This is a genomic window from Bhargavaea ullalensis (assembly GCF_042432615.1).
In the GTDB taxonomy this organism is placed as follows: Bacteria; Bacillota; Bacilli; order Bacillales_A; family Planococcaceae; genus Bhargavaea; species Bhargavaea ullalensis.
On sequence record NZ_JBHLWY010000018.1, the window covers coordinates 78,843 to 96,460 of the forward strand.

Sequence of the window (17,618 nt, forward strand, 5' to 3'; positions counted from 1 at the left end):
AAGCAAGGACGGCGGTTGACTCCTGCGGGAAAGCCGACCGGCCGAGACCCCGCACGGCTGTAAGCCGGAGGAGGCTTGGCGGTTGGCCCGCGGAAAGCAACCAAAGTCCTTGCTTTTTGCATTTTTCTGTTCCCTATTTTGGGATCATGACTGATGAACCGGCCGCAGCGTGTGCTTGAGCACTTTTCCGGATGCGTTGCGAGGCAGTTCATCGAGGAATTCCACTTCCGCCGGGATTTTGAACTTGGCCAGATGTTCGACGCAATAGTCGAGGATTGCTTGCTCCGTCAGGCTCTTTCCTTCCTTCACGACCACGAACGCCTTCGGGACTTCCCCGTACACCGGGTGCGGGACGCCGACGATTGCGGCTTCGAGAATTTCGGGAATCTGGAACAGCACTTCTTCGACTTCAAGCGGATAGACGTTTTCGCCGCCGCGGATGATCATGTCTTTTTTCCGGTCCACGATATAAAGCAGGCCGTCTTCGTCGGTCCTGCCGAGATCGCCCGAATACATCCAGCCGTCTCGGATCGTGCGTGCGGTTTCCTCCTCGTTCTTCAAATATCCCTTCATCACCTGCGGTCCCCGGACGACGATTTCGCCGACCTGTCCCGGCGGTATCTCGCGTCCTTCTTCGTCGACGACCCGCACGTCCGTCCGCGGCAGCGCCTCTCCGACGGAACCGATTTTATCGAGCGCATAGTGGTCCTTCAAAGTGGTTGCGGCCGGCGTGTTTTCCGTCTGGCCGTACAGGTTCTGCACTTTCACTTCCGGGAAGGTTTCCTTCAGCTTCTTCACGAGCTCATACGGCATCGGCGCGGCGCCGTAGCAGAACAGCCGGAGCTTTGGCACGTTCAGCTCTTTGATGTCCGGACGATTGAGCAGGATCGCGAACATCGCCGGCACCCCAAAGAACATCGTGGCATCCGTCTTTTCCAGCGTCTCCAGTGTCTTGTCCGGCGAAAATGCCTGTTCGATCACGAGCGATCCGCCCTTCAGCGTGACCGGGTTCATGAACACATGACTCGCCGCACAGTGGAACAGCGGCGTCGTGATCTGCATCCGGTCTTCTCCTGTAATGTCCATCGCTTCCGCCCAGATTTCCGCCGTCGCGAGAATATTCCCGTGCGACAGCATGACTCCCTTCGGCTTGCCCGTCGTGCCGGACGTATACATGATCACGGCCGTGTCATCTTCGGCAAGTTTTGCCGGCCTGCACGCGAGATCTCCATCTCCCAGAATGGCGTCAAATTCTCCCGCGCCTCCGATTTCCAGCACTTCTTTGAACGGATGTCCGGTCTTGTCCGCCGTCTCCCGCAGTCCGGCGTCCGTGATGAGCGCCTTCGCTTCCGAATGGCCGAATATGTACCCGATCTCACTCGCCGTCAGCTTCGTATTCACCGGTGCACAAATGAACCCGCCGAGCTGAATCCCGAAATACGCGGCAACGAACGCATCCGAATTGCCGGCGTACAGCGCAATCACATCTCCGGGCGCATAGCCCTGCTTCTGCAGATAAGCGGCGATCCGCTCGGCCTTCTCCTTGAATTCCCCGAATGTCCACTTTCTGTCCTCAAAAACTGTATAGACTTTATCCGGCTGCGACTTTCCATATTCAACGACAATCTCAGGCATAAACATGGCGAAAGCTCCTCCTCTTAAATTAATGTTGCTCCTTTTCTACTAGTTAAATATTCTCATTCAATATTCCTTCTTTTCAGAAATAACTTTTCCCGTCATTGCGCTTTTTAAATGGACGGCCGGCAATCCGTACAGTCTTGGTGAGGCCGGCAACCGGGCGGATGCACAATTTTGCTGGCTTGGCATATGTATATAAAGGTTTAGCAAAATCGGGAATGGATGGTGACTGAAGTGAGCAATGGCTCATCATCAAACCGCGTTAACTCTTCCGGCGGCAACAAAAAGCAGCAGCAGCTCGATCAATACCGGATTTCCAATATCGGAAAGCCGATGACGACCAATCAGGGGCGGAAGATCTCCAATGACTCGGAAACGCTGAAAGCCGGCGTCCGTGGGCCTTCCCTGCATGAGGATTACCATTTCCTTGAGAAAATGACCCACTTCAACCGCGAGGAAATCCCTGAACGGGTCGTGCATGCCCGCGGTTACAGCGCCTACGGGGATTTCGAATGCTATGAGTCGCTGAAGGACGTCACCAAAGCTTGCTTCCTTCAGGAGGCGGGGATGAAGACGCCGGTCACCGTGCGGTTTTCCACAGTCCAGGGGCCAAAAGGATCGATGGATACGGCACGCGATCTGCGCTGCTGGGGGACGAAGTTCTATACCGAAGAAGGCAACTACGACCTCACGATGATCGACATGCCGGTGCTGATCAACCAGGATCCGATGAAGTTTCCGGATGTGATGCATGCCTATCAGCAAAAGCAAGACGACGGCATCCCGACCGCAACCGGCGCACATGACCGGTTCTGGGACTATGTGGCGAACAACCCGGAGTCCATCCACATGGTGATGTGGATCATGTCCGACCGCGGAATTCTAAAAAATTACCGGGTCATGGAAGCCTGGTCGATCAACACCTACCTGTTCATCAATGAAGAAGGCATCGCGACATTCGTCCGGTTCGTCTGGAAGCCGGTGCTCGGCGTTCATTCCCTCCTTCAGGATGAAGCACAGAAAATCGGCGGCATCGATCCGGATTACCACCGGCGTGACCTGCGGGAAGCGATCGACCTCGGCGCATTCCCGGAGTACGAGCTCGGTGTCCAGCTGATCCCGATGGAGGATGAGTTCAAGTATGACTTCGATGTGCTGGATCCGGCCAAGTTCTGGCCAGAAGAAGTTGTCCCCGTCCGGCTTGTCGGCAAGCTGACGCTCAACCGCAACATCGACAACTACTTCACGGAATCCGAACAAGTCGCGTTCAACCCGGCGAACGTCGTCCCGGGCATCGGGTTCTCCAATGACCCCGTCCTCCAGGGACGTCTGCTCGCCTACCGGGACACACAGCACCACCGTCTCGGCAGCGCCAACTACGATGAACTGCCGATCAACCGTTCGCTCTGTCCGTTCCACAACAACCAGCGCCGCGGTTACATGAGAATGCGGATCGACGTGGATCAGGTGAACTACCACCACAACTCGCTTGCGGGCAATACGCCGCATACCACCCCTCCCGAAGAAGGCGGGTACGTCCATTACCCGCAAAAAGTCGAAGGCCATGTGATCAGGGGACGCAGCCCTTCCTTCAACGACATTTATTCGCAGCCGCGGATTTTTTGGAACAGCCTTACGCCGGTCGAGAAGCAGCATACGATCGAGGCTTTCAGTTACCAACTTGGACGCGTGAAAAGCGAATCTGTCCGACAGCAGAACGCCGATCTTCTTGTGAACATCGACAGGGGCCTGGCCCGCACCGTTGCCAAAAACATCGGCGTGGAGCCGCCGTCGGGCATGCATGTCGATGTGTCGACGAGCTATCCTTCCCAGAGCCAGTTCAATACGCCGAAATATGCTGCCACACAAAAAGTGGGCATCCTGATCGGCAACGGCTTCAACGGACAGGAAGTCGCAGACGTGGTGAACACGCTGAAAATGAACGGTGCGTTCATTCAGGTCATCGGCGAAACACTCAGCCCGGTAACGGCGGCAGACGGCTCTCGGCTGAAAGTCGATCAGACATTCCTCACCAGCAGCCCTTATCTGGTCGATGCGCTGTATGTGGTCGGCGGGACCTTTAATAATCCGGAAAAAGCCCAATTTGACCTCTCCGAGTACATCCAGGTCGCCTATCGGCACTACAAGCCGATCGGCATCGGCATGGACGGCGGAGGATTCCTGCAGTCAGGTGAGAAAAACAACCTGGAGGGTGTGGTGTTCGCTGAAGGCAACCCGGACTTCGCGGAAGAATTCTTGGGAGCCGTGGCGCAGCACCGATTCTGGAACAGGAAATAAAACAAAGGGTGCAGGCCGGCTCAACCGGACTGCATCCTTTTTGAAGGGCCTGAGGCCGGCATGACGCCACACAGCCAAAAACGGGTATAGTACCCCTGATTAGATAGATAGGGGGCAACCTGGATGAAACGATTGATCCGACTGATGGCCGCATGCGGCTTTTTAATCATCGGAACGGCAGCGTGCTCGGGAAAGGAAGCCGGACCGGCCGAACTTCCCGATGACCGCTTCCTCGCCATTGCACACCGCGGCGCATCCGAATACCGGCCGGAAAATTCCCTGCCCGCTTTCCGGCTTGCGGAGGAAATGGACGCCGATTACATCGAGCTTGACATCCAGATGACCAAAGATGGCCAGCTTGTCGTCATCCACGACGATGATCTCGGCCGGCTGGCGGATGAGCCGGAAAAGGTGGAAGACCTGACGCTGGATGAAATGGAGGAAATCCCGTACGGCGAATATTTCAATGAGAAACACCCGGCGAGCGCCGATCCGGCCTATGAAAAAGTCACCTTTTCCGCCCTGGATGATGTACTGTCGGAGATCGGAACGTCGATCAATTACTACATCGAACTGAAAACGCCGGATGAATCCGGCGATATGGAACAGGCCATCCTCGATGAACTCATGGCCCACGACATCATCGGCAAAGACTCCGTCAAGACCGACAAGGAGGGTCTGCCGCGCGTCATCTTCCAGTCATTCAGCGAAGACGGCCTCATCCGGCTCCATGAAATGAGGCCGGACCTTCCGCTGTTCCGGCTCTTCACCTTCGCCGACGGGGACGACGCCGAACTGACTCCGGGGCAGGCCGAGCGGATTTCCCGCTACGCCTCCGGCATCAACATCCCGGAAGAGGCCGCCAACAAGGACTTCATCGAAGCGATGCACGTCCACGGCCTGAAGGTCCACGTCTATACCGTAAACAAGGAAAAGGACGTGCAAAAACTCATCGACATGGGGGCGGACGGAGTCTTCACGAACCGCCCGGACCTGGCGGTGCAATATGCCGTGGAGGCCGACTGACCGGGCACATGTACAAATAAATCTTCATCTCCGCAAATCAAAAGCCGGCCCTCCGAGGAGAGCCGGCTTTTGATCATTGTTTCGTCTTGTTCGCAATCTCGATTGCCCGGTTCGTGCCTTCCGCGGCTTCGTCGAGCACTTTCTGAGGATCGCCGCCCTGGTACAGGTTCTCAAGTGCGGTGACGATCTGCTGTCTGGATTCAGGGAAGACGGAGATGAGTGCACCCTGTGTGGCAACGGACGGCTTCGTGTCCTGGAGCTGCTCCACCGTCACCTGGAACTGCGGGTACTCCTCCCACTTCTCCTTGACGATGTCCTCCTCATAGGCATCCGGATTGATCGCAAAGTAGCCGGTATCCAGGTGCCACTGCGCCTGGACTTCAGGAGTCGCCAGGTACTTCATGAATTCCCATGCCGCTTTTTGCTCTTCATCGGCAATTCCCTTGGACATCCAGAGAGAAGCACCGCCGATGACAACACCGTTCCGCTCCACTTCGTCTGCATGCGGAATATAGGCAACGCCGACGTCAAACGGGGAATTGTTGATCGCATTGGCGACACCCGCGGATGAGTCCATGTACATGGCGACTTTCTCGGAGGAGAAGGCAGCCCGGATGTCGTCCCAGTTTGTTCCGAAGTTGCCGAACGTTCCGGCCTGGTTCATTTCGTTGAGGAAGTTGAAGACATTGAGCCCTTCCGCCCCGTTGAACACGGCTTCGGTCGCATCGCCGGACCGGCCGTTTTCTTCATTCACATAAAGTCCGCCCTGCGTAGCGACGAGTTCTTCAAAGAACCAGCCGTACGTGAGCATCGAGAAGCCGTACATGCTGTCCGTCTTGAGCTTGGCCGCCGCATCGATGACATCCCCGAACGTCTCCGGCGCCTTCTCAGGATCCAGCCCGGCTTCCTTGAAAGCGTCTTTGTTGTAGATCATGACCGGCGTCGAGGAGTTGAACGGCATCGAATACAGCTCACCGTCGACCCGGTAGTAATTCAGGATGTTTTCCTCCAGCTGATCAAGGTCATAACCGTCATCATCGATGAATTTCTGCATCGGCTCGATATAGCCGCTGTCGATCATATATTTCGTCCCGATTTCAAACACCTGCATGATGGCCGGGGCGTCTTTCGTGCCGCCGATGCTGCGCAGCTTCGTCAGCAGTTCTTCATAGCTTCCCTGGAACTCGGCCTTCACATTGTAATCATCCTGGGAATCATTGAACCCGGCCACGATGTTATCAAGCGATTCCTGACCGGACCCGGACATCGCGTGCCAGAACTCGATCTCCACTTTCCCGTCTTTGTTGACCGTCGCTTCCGATTTCTTTTCGCCGTCATCGGTTCCGGATCCGGCTTTGTCGGGCGCCGCATCCGGGTCACTGTTCGAACAGGCCGCCAAGACAAGTGCCAGCATTGCCACAATCAAAAAACCGATCCGCCATTTTTTCTTCAATCTGTATTCCTCCCCTTTTCTCAAATTGAGCGCCCTATTTCAGAGCCCCCTGTGTCAGGCCTTTCTGCAGCTGCTTTTGTCCGAGGAACAACAGCAGCAGCGTCGGAATGATGACGACGATGACGCCGGCCATCACCACCCCCCAATCGGTTGCAACTTCCTGCGACTGCAGCTGCTTGAGTCCGATCTGCACCGTCCTGACGGAATCGTTCGTCGTAACGAGGAGCGGCCACAAATACATGTTCCATGTTGTGAGGAATCCGTAGGCGCCGAGCGTCACCAGGCTCGTCTTCGAAACGGGCAGCACGACTTTCAAAAAGAAGCGGAACGGTCCGAGGCCCGCAACCTGTGCCGCTTCATGCAGCTCTTTCGGGATGGTCAAGAAATGCTGCCGGAGCAAGAACGTTCCGAATGCCAGGGCAAAGAACGGCAGCGTCAGGCCCTGGTAGGTATTCAGCCAGTTCAGGTTCTGGATGATGAAGAAGTTCGGGATCATCGTCGCTTCCCACGGGATCATCATCGTGGAGATGAACAGGAAAAACACGAAATTGCTGCCGCGGAACGGAATGAACACAAACGCATAGGCCGCCAGTGAACAGACGACGAGCTGGCCGAGCATGACGCCCGCCGAGACGATGAAGCTGTTCAGCAGGTAATTCAGGAGCGGCAGCCGGTCGAACACCCGGATGTAGTTGTCCAGGTGGAATGACTCCGGGAAGAACTTCCCCTGCAGGATTTCGGGACCGGTCATGAAGCTGATCATGAATGCGTAGACGATCGGGAAGAACAGCACGACCGCCGATGCCGTCAGCAGGGTGTAAAACGTGATTTTCTTCGGCAGGCTCATCGTCATTGGTAATGCACCCGCCTTTCTCCGAGCCGGAACTGGAGGATTGTCGCCACCAGGATGCAGAGGAACAGGAACACTGCCTGCGCACTCGCGGTACCGAACTGGTAGTTGACGAAGGCCTCCCGGTAAATCGAATACACGATGAGGTTCGTCGACTGGGCCGGGCCGCCCTTCGTGAGGATATCAATCTGGCCGAACGTCTGGAACGCATTGATCAGCGAAATCGTGATGATGAAAAACAGGGTCGGCGACAGCATCGGAATCGTGATCCGGCGCAGCCTGTAAAAATAACCCGCCCCGTCAATCCTGGCGCTTTCATACAGATGTTCGTCGATGTTCTGCAGGCCGCCGAGCAGGATCAGAAAGCTGAAACCGGTGTTCATCCAGATCGTTGAAATCGCCACAGAAATGAGTGCCCACTGCGGATCGAGAAGCCACTGGATCTGCGGGAAGTCAAAAATCGCGAGGAACCGGTTGAACATCCCGATGCTCGGGTGGAACATGAACAGCCAGACGACCGAAGACGCGGCGACCGACACGCCCATCGTCGAGGAGTAGATCGTCCTGAAAAAGCCGATGCCCCTCAGCTTTTCATTCGCCAGGAGGGCGAGGAACAGGGAAATCAGGATTCCTGCCGGCACGGTGTAGAGGACAAACAAGAGCGTCGCCTTCGCGCTGTTGAGGAATGCCGAGGACTCGAGCAAATACTTGTAGTTGTCCAGCCCGACGAAGACAGCCGCTTCCCCTGCCTGGTTCGTGAGGAAGAAGCTGAGGTAAATCGTGCGGAACATGGGATAGAAAATGAACACAGAAAATAAAATGATGGACGGCAGCAAATACAGGATCGCGGTCCGGGCACGGCGCGAACGTTCCCAGACGCCGGGCTTGTGCTCGGATGCGAACAAGCCATCCGAAGTGCGGCCATGCACGGTGCTCATGGGGTCGCCTCCTCTGGAACGAAGCGCTGGCGGTCGGCCGGCTTCTTGATGAGCGCCCCGCTTTCTCCGTCAAACAGGCAGATGGATTCTTCGTCGATGGCGATCGGAATCCGGTCACCCGGCCGGATTTGCCATTGGCCGTTCCACTTGGCGGTCCATTCTTCGGTGCCGGCAAGGAAGGAAAAGACGGTTTCGTGTCCGAGCACCTCGACGTTCGTCACTTCCGCGCGGAAAACGGGATGGCCCTCCGCTTCCTCGGCCGGCATGAGGAATTCCGGCCGTATGCCGAGTGTGACACGGCCTTTCTGAAGGCCCGACAGTGTTCCTTCGGGCAGGCGGATCGGTTCTCCGCCCGGCAAGATGAGCGACGACTTTTCCGGTGCCACATCCGCCGGTGCCAGATTCATCGGCGGTGAACCGATGAATGTCGCCACGAACGGATTTGCGGGATGGTTGTAGATTTCAATCGGGCTCCCGATCTGCTGGATCTTCCCTTCATGGAGGATCATGATGCGGTCCCCCATCGTCATCGCTTCAACCTGGTCGTGGGTCACATAGATCATCGTGATGCCGAGCCGGCGCTGGATCCGCCGGATTTCAGAGCGCATATGGCCCCGCAGCTTCGCATCCAGGTTCGACAAGGGCTCGTCCATCAGGCAGATCGGCGCCTCGCTCACGATTGCCCGGGCGAGTGCGACGCGCTGACGCTGGCCGCCCGACAGTTCGCGGGGCTTCCTCTTCAGGTAATCGGTCAGGCCGAGCATTTCTGCCGTTTCCAGCGCACGTTTTTTGCGCTCCTCTTTCGGAATCTTCTTTACGTCAAGACCGAACGTGATATTGTCTTCGACGCTCAGATGCGGATAAAGCGCATAGTTCTGGAACACCATCGACAGGTCGCGGCGGCTCGGCGGAAGCCGGTTCGCCACTTGATCCCCGATCCTGAGCGTCCCTCCCGTAATCTCCTCGAGCCCGGCAATCATCCGGAGCATCGTGCTTTTCCCGCAGCCCGACGGACCGACAAGGACAAAAAATTCCCCCGGTTCGATCGTCACGTCGATGTTGGAAATGACGTCTTTCTGACGGTCGTATGATTTGGACACACCGACCAATTCCACTTTCTTCAAATCAAGCACTCCTTCCCCCGTCCAGGCTTCACTTTCTGCTTTGTATCCCTATTTTAAAATAGTCTGATATTAATATCGTACCGAACACCGGGTGGAAACACAACCGCTTACGAAGCAATTATTGGATTTTTGAAATCCGTGCAGTAGAATGCTAATAGATGAAGGGAGGCTGACCGGTTGATCCGTAATATGTTTGGATGGCTCGCCATCCTTTCGATTTTTTCGGGATGTTCGGCGGATGCGGGCGATCCGGTACTGTTGCCCGATGACCGGTTTCTCACCATTGCCCATCGAGGAGCTTCCGCCTACCGTCCGGAGCACTCCATCCCCGCCTACTTGCTGGCCGACGAAATGGGTGCCGATTATATAGAACTTGATCTGCAGATGACACGGGACGGACAGCTGGCCGTCATCCACGACAACCGCCTCGACCGGCTTGCGGGCATGCCGGAGCGCGTCCGCGACCTGACGCTGGATGAGATGAGGCGCATCCCCTACGGAAATCATTTCAATGAAGAAAATCCGGGCATTGCCGATCCCGACTTTGCCGGCGTCACCTTTTCCGGCCTGTCCGATGTGTTGTCTCGTTTCGGCAACACGGCGAATTATTACATCGAATTGAAGGACCCCGGTAAATGGGGCGAGATGGAAGAAGCAGTCTTGCGGGACCTCACCGCCTACGGAATCATCGGAGAGAGAGACGTTGAATCTGATCCGGAGGGCCTGCCGCGCGTCATCCTCCAGTCATTCAGCGAACAAAGCCTGATCCGGCTGCATGAACTTCGGCCCGACATCCCGCTCATCCGGCTGTATTCATTCAAGGGAGAAGCGCATCTTTCCTCATCCACCGTCCGCAAACTCGCCGGCTATGCTTCCGGCGTCGGCATCCCGGCCGCCTCCGCCCATTCGGATTTCATCGAAAAGATGCACGATGCGGGCCTTGCTGTCCACATTTTCACAGTCAATGACGAAGACGAAATCCAAAAATTCATCGACATGGGGGCCGACGGCATTTTCACCGACCGGCCGGATGCCGCTGTCCGTCTGTCGCAGCGACATTGAGCATATGTATCCGGCGCTAATATCAGAATATCTCCTTTTTGTTGAGAGAGTGTGAAGGAGATGTTAGTGATTGTTAAGACAGTGCCCTTGTCCTATGTTTCAATTGGGCCGAACTGCCTCTACATGTGCAGACCTCCCGTGACCGGAGATTCAATTTTCTGAACACCGAGCAAGACCGCTTGCATATGTTGCAGGCGGTTTCTTATGTTTAGGAGGAACTCTATTACACGAAGGAGGAATGGACGTTGATCAAAAAGAAATGGGCTGCGGCAGCGCTCAGCATGTCCCTCGTCCTCGGGTCTGCCCCGCTTGCGGCCGACGCCAAAAAGTTTGACAGGATCGACTATGACAGCTTTCCGGAGGTTGCCGAGGCGAACGGCGGCATGGTTGCGACTGCTCATCCGCTCGCCACGCAGATCGGGGCGGATATCCTGAAACAGGGCGGCAATGCCATCGATGCCTCTGTCGCGATCCAGTTTGCGCTGAATGTCACCGAGCCGATGATGTCCGGCATCGGAGGCGGCGGATTCATGATGGTGCATGACGGGGAGACCGGGGAGACGACCATTGTGAACAGCCGGGAGCGAGCGCCGGGCGGAGCGGCGCCGGACATGTTCCTCGATGAGAACGGGAAGCCGGTGCCGTTTGACGAGCGGGTCATGCACGGAACATCCGTCGGTGTCCCGGGCACGTTGAAGGGGCTTGAAGAGGCGCTTGACACTTGGGGGAGCCGGCCGTTGGAAAAACTGATCGGGCCCGCCATCCAGCTGGCAGATAAAGGCTTTGCCATCGACCCGGTTTTGGCGGCAGCGATTTCGGACAATGAAGAAAAACTGAAGCGCTCGTACGGCCGACATATTTTCTTTGACCGGAACGGAAAGCCGCTGAAGGAAGGCGACCTGCTCGTCCAGAAAGACCTGGCCAAGACGATGAAGCTGATCCGGGCAAAAGGTCCGGACGTGTTCTATGAAGGTCCGGTCGCAGACGCGATCGCAAAGACTGTCCAGGCAGCGGGCGGTTCGATGACAGCGGATGACCTTGACCGCTATGACGTGACGATCGATGAGCCGATCTGGGGCAAGTACAAAGGCTATGACATCGCCAGCATGCCGCCCCCAAGTTCCGGCGGCGTATTTCTCCTTCAGATGCTTGGCATCCTGGACGGGTTCGACTTGTCCCAATATGACGTAAAGTCGTGGGAGAAGTACCACCTGCTCGCTGAAACGATGCACCTCGCCTACGCAGACCGGGCTGCCTATGCGGGCGATCCGGAATTCGTCGATGTACCGGTCAGCGGCCTGCTTGACCCGCGCTACATTGATGAGCGGCGTGAATTGATTTCCCTGGACAGGGTGAATCCGAATCCGGCCGCAGGCGACCCGTGGAAGTATGAAACAGACGGTGATCCGGTTGCCGCGGTCGCCCAGCCGGAAAACACCCAATACGGAGAAACGACCCACTTTACAGTCGCCGACAAGTACGGCAATGTCGTTTCTTATACGACCACAATCGAGCAGCTCTTCGGCTCTGGAATCGTCGTACCTGGCTACGGCATTGTGCTGAACAACGAACTCACCGACTTTGACGCCGTTCCGGGCGGTGCGAATGAAGTGCAGCCTTACAAGCGTCCGCTCAGCTCCATGACGCCGACAATCGTTTACGAAGACGGCAAGCCGGTGCTTACCGTCGGATCGCCGGGCGGCCCGACGATCATCACGTCGGTCCTCCAGACGATTCTTTATGCGATCGAGTATGACATGGACTTGAAAGACGCCGTTGAAGAGCCTCGCATCTACACGAACAGCCTCACATCGTATCGATACGAAGACGGCGTTCCAGCGGATGTCCTTTCGCATCTGAACGCGATGGGCCACCGGTTCGGCCCTGCCCCGACGACGATCGGTAACGTCCAGAGCATCCGGATTGATCATGACACCGGCATGTTCCTCGGCGTGGCGGACTCCAGCAGAAGCGGATCGGCCGTCGGAGTGGAACTGAAAGGGAAAAAACGCGGAACTAAATGAGTTGCGAACATAAGGCCAAGCCGCCCGGTCAGGGGCAGCTTGGCTTTTTCATTGTCTTCTTCACATTCAGCGATTTCCGGTTACCATAAAAATCAATTTGACACCTAACTGAAAATGATTATCATTGATAATGACCTGTTTTATTGAATCCATGTCTTGATATGCGGAGTGAGAAGCATGAAAAGCAAAACAAATGATCTATGGAAAAAAGAAATCTCCCGCCGGGATATGCTGAAGATATCAGGCGTGGGCATTCTCGGTGCCACGGCGGCTCTTTCCGGTGTTGGGAGCGCCGCCCGTGCGATCGGGTTCGACTTTTTTGACGATGACGATACAGCTGACAACAAAATCGATTTTTATGGAAAGCATCAGCCCGGAATTGCGACCCCTCCCCCTTCACATGTATATTTCGCCTCGCTTTCAGTGTTGATTCATTCTGAAAGTGAACTTCGTGACCTGTTCAAGGATTGGACGCCGATTGCCGACCGTCTCATGAACGGCGAGATGCTTGAGGGACCCGTCGGCAATGCCAGACCGCCGGCTGATACCGGTGAATCGTCCGGATTGGACGCTTCTAATTTGACCTTGACGTTCGGCGCCGGCCCCTCTCTTTTTGAAAAGCTTGGAATCAAACACAAAAAACCCGATGAACTTGCCGATCTCCCGCATTTCCCGGGGGATCAGATCGATCCCGCTTACTCCGGCGGGGACTTATGCATTCAGGCCTGTGCGGATGATCCTCAAGTTGCCTTCCATGCCGTCCGCAATCTTGTTCGTGCAGCTTCCGGCAAAGTTCGTCTGAAGTGGACCCAAGCCGGATTCCTGCCCGCCCGCAAAAGCGGAAAACCCGGCGAGACGCCACGGAATCTGTTTGCCTTCAAAGATGGATCGGTGAACACGGACCCGTCAAACGACAAGGAAATGAACAAAGTCGTCTGGGTTCGGCCCGGTGACTCGGCAGGATGGTTGACGAACGGGACATTCCTGGCAGTCCGGCGCATCCAGATGCACCTGGAGACCTGGGATAGGACCGCACTGAAAGATCAGGAAAAAACATTTGGCCGCCACCGGGACAGCGGAGCACCGCTCGGCAAGAAAAAAGAGTTTGACTCCGTTGATCTGGAGGAGAAAGACATCAGCGGCAATCCTGTCATCCCGGCAGACTCACATATGGCACTGGCCCGTCAGGCAAAAGAGTCGATTTTCCGGCGCGGCTATTCCTATTCGGACGGCCTCGTTGCCGAAACAGGCGCCTACGATGCCGGATTGCTTTTCATCTCGTTCCAGAAGCATCCGAAGCAATTCATCGCCATCCAGAATGCTCTGGGGCGTGCCGACAAGCTGAACGAATACATCACCCATCGAGGAAGCGCACTGTTCGCCTGCTTCCCGGGAATCCGGAAAGGGGGCTACATCGGTGAAAGCTTATTTGCATCCATTTAAATTATTGCTTCCTGCCCTTGCGCTTCTGCTGTTCATGGCACCGCTCGTCCACGCAGCGCCAAACGTCGGACCGCTTTATATTTCCATCACCGATGCCATCCTGAGCACAAAGAAAGGCGAGCCTGCGAAAGCGGCGGAAGCGCTCGAAAAGTTCGCACACGACTGGTCTGCCCTCGGCCTTGAATCGGGAAAAGAGACTGATCATATTGAGCAGGCGCTCGACCGCGCGCTCAATTCAAAAAACGATGAGGACCGGCTGGCTTCACTGAGTGAATTGTCCAAGTCTCTCACCGCCTACGAACAGGCGGGAAAGCCCGATGAAGAGGAAAGCGAACGCCAGGCATTCTTTGAAGCCGTCTCCCCTGCCGTCAAAGAGATTGGACAGGCAATCGATCAAAACGACCCGGCGGCCGTCCGGCAGGCATATGACCGGTTCTCCTCGAAATGGACGCGCAATGAGCGGACGGTCCGCGAATATGACGTGGCGGCCTACGGCCAGATCGAGACCCGGATGGCCTTCATCCGTGTCGCCCTTGCCGAAGATGAGCCGGATCTGAACACACTGCAGTCGGAATATGCTGGCCTCGAGCAGTCCATCCGGAATTTCAGCGATGGGACGGCGGCTGCTCCCGCCCGTGCAAATGTCGCATCCATCGACACGCTGCTGGCTCTTCTTGAAAAAAGCGAACAGCAGATCAAGGAAGGGAATCCGTCAGGCGCAAGTGATGCACTGAAAGAATTCATCGTCGTCTGGCCTTCTGTCGAAGGAGAAATCCGGACGAAAAACGCCGGACTCTACTCAAAGATCGAAACAGACATCCCCCGCCTCGCCGGTGCATTGACCCGGCCTTCCGCAGACACGGACGCCGTCCTGCATGACGTGGATCAATTGCATCAGCAGATCGGCTACTTGCAAGAGAAAACGAATTACACGGCATGGGATGCTGCCACCATCCTGCTCAGGGAGGGCCTGGAAGCTCTGCTCATCATCTCGGCGCTCATCGCCTTTCTGAAAAAAGCCGGACAAACCAGGTTCAACAAATATATTTATGCCGGGGCGGGTGCTGGCATCCTCGCAAGTATCGGGGCGGCAGTCCTCATGTCAACACTTCTTTATTCGTCAACGATTGGAACGAGCCGCGAGTTGATGGAAGGATGGGTAGGGCTGATTGCGGCCGCCATGATGCTCGGCGTTGGTGTCTGGCTGCACGGCAAGTCATCGGCAGATGCTTGGAACCGCTATATCTCCAAGCAGATGGATCATGCTCTTTCAAGCCAGAGCATATGGGTGATGGCCTCCATCAGTTTTCTCACCGTTTTCCGGGAAGGTGCCGAGACGATGGTCTTTTACGCAGGACTCGCTCCGAACATGCCGGCGTCACGGTTCTTGTTCGGGATCGGCATTGCACTTGCCATCCTTGTTGCCGTCGCCGTTCTGTTCATGAAGGCGAGCCATAAGCTGCCGATGCATCTGTTCTTCGGCGCTGCAAGCCTTTTGATTTATCTGCTCGCCTTTAAGATTGTCGGCGCGAGCATCCATACCCTTCAGTTGACGAATGTACTTCCGAGCCATTTCATCGCCGGCATGCCGGCAAGCAGCCTGATCGGCCTGTACCCGTCCATTGAACCGGTCGCCGCGCAAGTCTTGCTGATCGGCCTGATTGCAGCCGCCTCCCTGTACAAGAAGCGCACAACTGCACGGACCGCCGCGTCCGAAGCTTAAAATTTTTTCTTAAAAGGAGCCCTCTCATGAAAAAGCAAGTGCTGTACACATCTGTTCTGCTCACCGGACTTCTGCTGTCAGCCTGCGGGCAAGACGACAGCGTCTCTGTCGCGGCCGAACCTGCACCCGCAGACGCCCCCGCGGTTGATCTGAGCGCGGAAGTCGAACAATACAAGGAGTTCGCCGTCGATCAGCTGGATCAGTTCGTCATCGAAACCGAAAAATTCGTCAATGCCGTCAAGGAAGGTGACATTGAGAAAGCCAAAGCCATTTATCCGGAAGCCCGCATGTTTTTCGAGCGGTCCGAACCGATTGCCGAAAGCTTCGGAGATCTGGACCCGCAGATCGACGCACGGCTTGCTGACGTCCAGGACGCCGGAGAAGGCGAAGAGGAATGGACCGGCTATCACCGCATTGAATATGGCCTCTGGGAAGAAAACAAAACAGCCGGCTACGAAGAGTTCGCCGATCAACTGATCGCGGACGCCAAGGAACTGCGGGCACGCGTGGAGACCGTAGAGGTAACGCCCGACCTCATGACTGCAGGCGCCGTCGACCTGCTCAACGAAGTGTCCACTTCGAAAATCACAGGCGAGGAAGAGATCTATTCCCACACCGATCTCTACGACTTCAAGGCAAACATTGAAGGAGCGGAAGAAATTTTCCGCATTTTCGAGTCGAAGATCAAAGAGCGGGACGAATCACTCGCCCAGAACATTGAAGACAAATTCGACAAAGTGAACACCCTTCTCGCCAAGTATGAAACAGCGGACGGCGGCTATGTGTCCTATGAAGAACTGACGCCGGAAGACACCCAGGAACTCGCATCCGCCGTTAACCAGCTCGGCGAACCGCTTTCCCAGATGGGCATCGTAATAGAATAAGCAAAATCGCGAAGGGCCGCCCCGATTACGGGACGGCCTTTTTGTAGGTGGATGCGGAATTTATCTTCTGCACCGGCCGCCATATCGGAGGTGCCGTGAAACGCCATGTCTCAAGGAACAGCCGGGTCCGGTCGCGTCCCCGCTGCATGAGCAACTCCATCTGTTCGTCCCCCATGTCAAAGTCGGTCGCCTTGACGTCGTCCATCGGGATGAAGACGATATCCTTGGCATGGTCTTTCTGGATATAGCGTTCGTCATGTGCGTTCTTCATCGTCGAAAACAGCGCTTCGAACAGGTCGAGCGCGTTGTGGATCTTGCGCGGGGTCTTGTCTTCTTCGCTGCGGCTCAGCTTCAGGCCGATCACCGGCCGCTCCCGCTTGCCGTTCGGATCGTCGAAAATCCAGAGCGGAAAGTTGCTCAGCACGCCGCCGTCAACGATAATCGCGTCCCCCTCTTTCGTGAACAGACGGACCGGCTCGAAGAAATACGGAATGCCGCAGCTCATCCGGAGAGCCCGGCCGACCGGGAACGTATCAGGCGGGATGCCGTACTTCTTCAGGTCATCCGGCAACACGATCATCTGCCCGTTCGTCAAATCCGACGCAACCAACTTGAGCCGGCCAGGCGCGAGGTCGCCGAACGTGTACACATCCTTTTCCAACAGCTTTTCCGTGAACCAGTCCTCCAGCGCATCTCCTTTATAAAGCCCCATCCGCCAATACAGATTCACCCACTTCATGAAAGGCAGCGGAATGAATGCATGGCGCCGGTCGAGCAGCTCGCCGAAATCCTGCTCGGACAGCATTTCCCCGATTTCATCCGCGGTATAGCCCGCCGCGATGAAGGCAGCCAATATCGACCCCGCGCTCGTCCCCGCCACCCGGGCAAACTCCATCCCCTGCCGCTCCAGCTCCTCAAACGCCCCGACCAGCGCCAGCCCCTTGAGCCCGCCCCCCGAAAACACCCCGTCAATCCGCACGGCCCCGCCCCTTTCAAAAAGGATTCCTTCCTATACAGTAGGCGACCCGCAGGAAATTTAGAACTTGGGGCAGAACATTGACAGTTTTCGGAGGGGCGTTGACTGTATCCGCAAGAACGTTGATGGTGTCCGTCGAAACGTTGATTGTATTCGTGAAAACGTTGATGGTATCGGCC

The 17,618-nt window shown here is 56.2% G+C and carries 13 protein-coding genes; 7 read left to right on the forward strand and 6 right to left on the reverse strand.

Translation table 11 applies throughout. The features are described from left to right. Positions 1–144 precede the first annotated feature (144 nt). The gene (locus tag ACFFIY_RS04770; RefSeq protein WP_354195790.1) at positions 145–1,641 is read right to left on the reverse strand and encodes a class I adenylate-forming enzyme family protein; all 1,497 of its coding nucleotides are present in this window, start codon (positions 1,639–1,641) and stop codon (positions 145–147) included. A gap of 231 nt (positions 1,642–1,872) precedes the next feature. Between ACFFIY_RS04770 and ACFFIY_RS04775 the strand changes: the two genes are divergently transcribed. Then, the gene (locus ACFFIY_RS04775; RefSeq protein ID WP_376837196.1) at positions 1,873–3,936 is read left to right on the forward strand and encodes a catalase; all 2,064 of its coding nucleotides are present in this window, start codon (positions 1,873–1,875) and stop codon (positions 3,934–3,936) included. 123 nt (positions 3,937–4,059) lie between these two features. Further along, complete coding sequence (locus ACFFIY_RS04780) at positions 4,060–4,962, forward strand: glycerophosphodiester phosphodiesterase family protein (protein WP_354195786.1); 903 nt, start codon at positions 4,060–4,062, stop codon at positions 4,960–4,962. A gap of 73 nt (positions 4,963–5,035) precedes the next feature. On the opposite strand, the gene ACFFIY_RS04785 is transcribed toward ACFFIY_RS04780, so the two are convergent. The 4 genes from ACFFIY_RS04785 to ACFFIY_RS04800 form a co-directional block, all read right to left on the reverse strand. After that, positions 5,036–6,376, reverse strand: coding sequence for an ABC transporter substrate-binding protein (locus tag ACFFIY_RS04785; protein ID WP_354195932.1), 1,341 nt, complete (start codon positions 6,374–6,376; stop codon positions 5,036–5,038). A 73-nt stretch (positions 6,377–6,449) separates the two neighbouring features. After that, a complete protein-coding gene (locus ACFFIY_RS04790) occupies positions 6,450–7,262 on the reverse strand; it encodes a carbohydrate ABC transporter permease (protein WP_354195930.1) in 813 nt (270 codons plus the stop codon). A gap of 2 nt (positions 7,263–7,264) precedes the next feature. Next, positions 7,265–8,203: a carbohydrate ABC transporter permease gene (locus ACFFIY_RS04795; protein ID WP_354195784.1), complete on the reverse strand. Its 939-nt coding sequence runs from the start codon at positions 8,201–8,203 to the stop codon at positions 7,265–7,267. Beyond that, positions 8,200–9,327, reverse strand: coding sequence for an ABC transporter ATP-binding protein (locus ACFFIY_RS04800; protein WP_354195782.1), 1,128 nt, complete (start codon positions 9,325–9,327; stop codon positions 8,200–8,202). Before ACFFIY_RS04800 ends, ACFFIY_RS04795 begins: the two co-directional genes overlap by 4 nt. 177 nt (positions 9,328–9,504) lie before the next feature. Here ACFFIY_RS04800 and ACFFIY_RS04805 point away from each other — a divergent pair, with 177 nt between their 5' ends. From ACFFIY_RS04805 to efeO, 5 genes are all read left to right on the forward strand, one after another. Beyond that, positions 9,505–10,389 (forward strand): glycerophosphodiester phosphodiesterase family protein, encoded by an 885-nt coding sequence (locus ACFFIY_RS04805; protein WP_354195780.1) that lies wholly within the window; start codon positions 9,505–9,507, stop codon positions 10,387–10,389. Positions 10,390–10,670: 281 nt separating this feature from the next. Continuing rightward, positions 10,671–12,413 (forward strand): gamma-glutamyltransferase, encoded by a 1,743-nt coding sequence (gene ggt / locus ACFFIY_RS04810; protein ID WP_354195928.1) that lies wholly within the window; start codon positions 10,671–10,673, stop codon positions 12,411–12,413. Between the two features lie 177 nt (positions 12,414–12,590). Then, a complete protein-coding gene (gene efeB / locus ACFFIY_RS04815) occupies positions 12,591–13,856 on the forward strand; it encodes an iron uptake transporter deferrochelatase/peroxidase subunit (RefSeq protein ID WP_354195778.1) in 1,266 nt (421 codons plus the stop codon). Then, a complete protein-coding gene (locus tag ACFFIY_RS04820; protein ID WP_354195776.1) occupies positions 13,831–15,579 on the forward strand; it encodes an FTR1 family iron permease in 1,749 nt (582 codons plus the stop codon). The genes efeB and ACFFIY_RS04820 overlap by 26 nt, the downstream gene beginning before the upstream one ends. 26 nt (positions 15,580–15,605) lie before the next feature. Further along, on the forward strand, positions 15,606–16,463 hold the full coding sequence (gene efeO, locus ACFFIY_RS04825; protein ID WP_354195774.1) for an iron uptake system protein EfeO: 858 nt from the start codon (positions 15,606–15,608) through the stop codon (positions 16,461–16,463). A gap of 25 nt (positions 16,464–16,488) precedes the next feature. Here efeO and ACFFIY_RS04830 read toward each other — a convergent pair whose 3' ends face one another. Then, complete coding sequence (locus ACFFIY_RS04830; RefSeq protein ID WP_354195772.1) at positions 16,489–17,442, reverse strand: patatin-like phospholipase family protein; 954 nt, start codon at positions 17,440–17,442, stop codon at positions 16,489–16,491. Positions 17,443–17,618 lie beyond the last annotated feature (176 nt).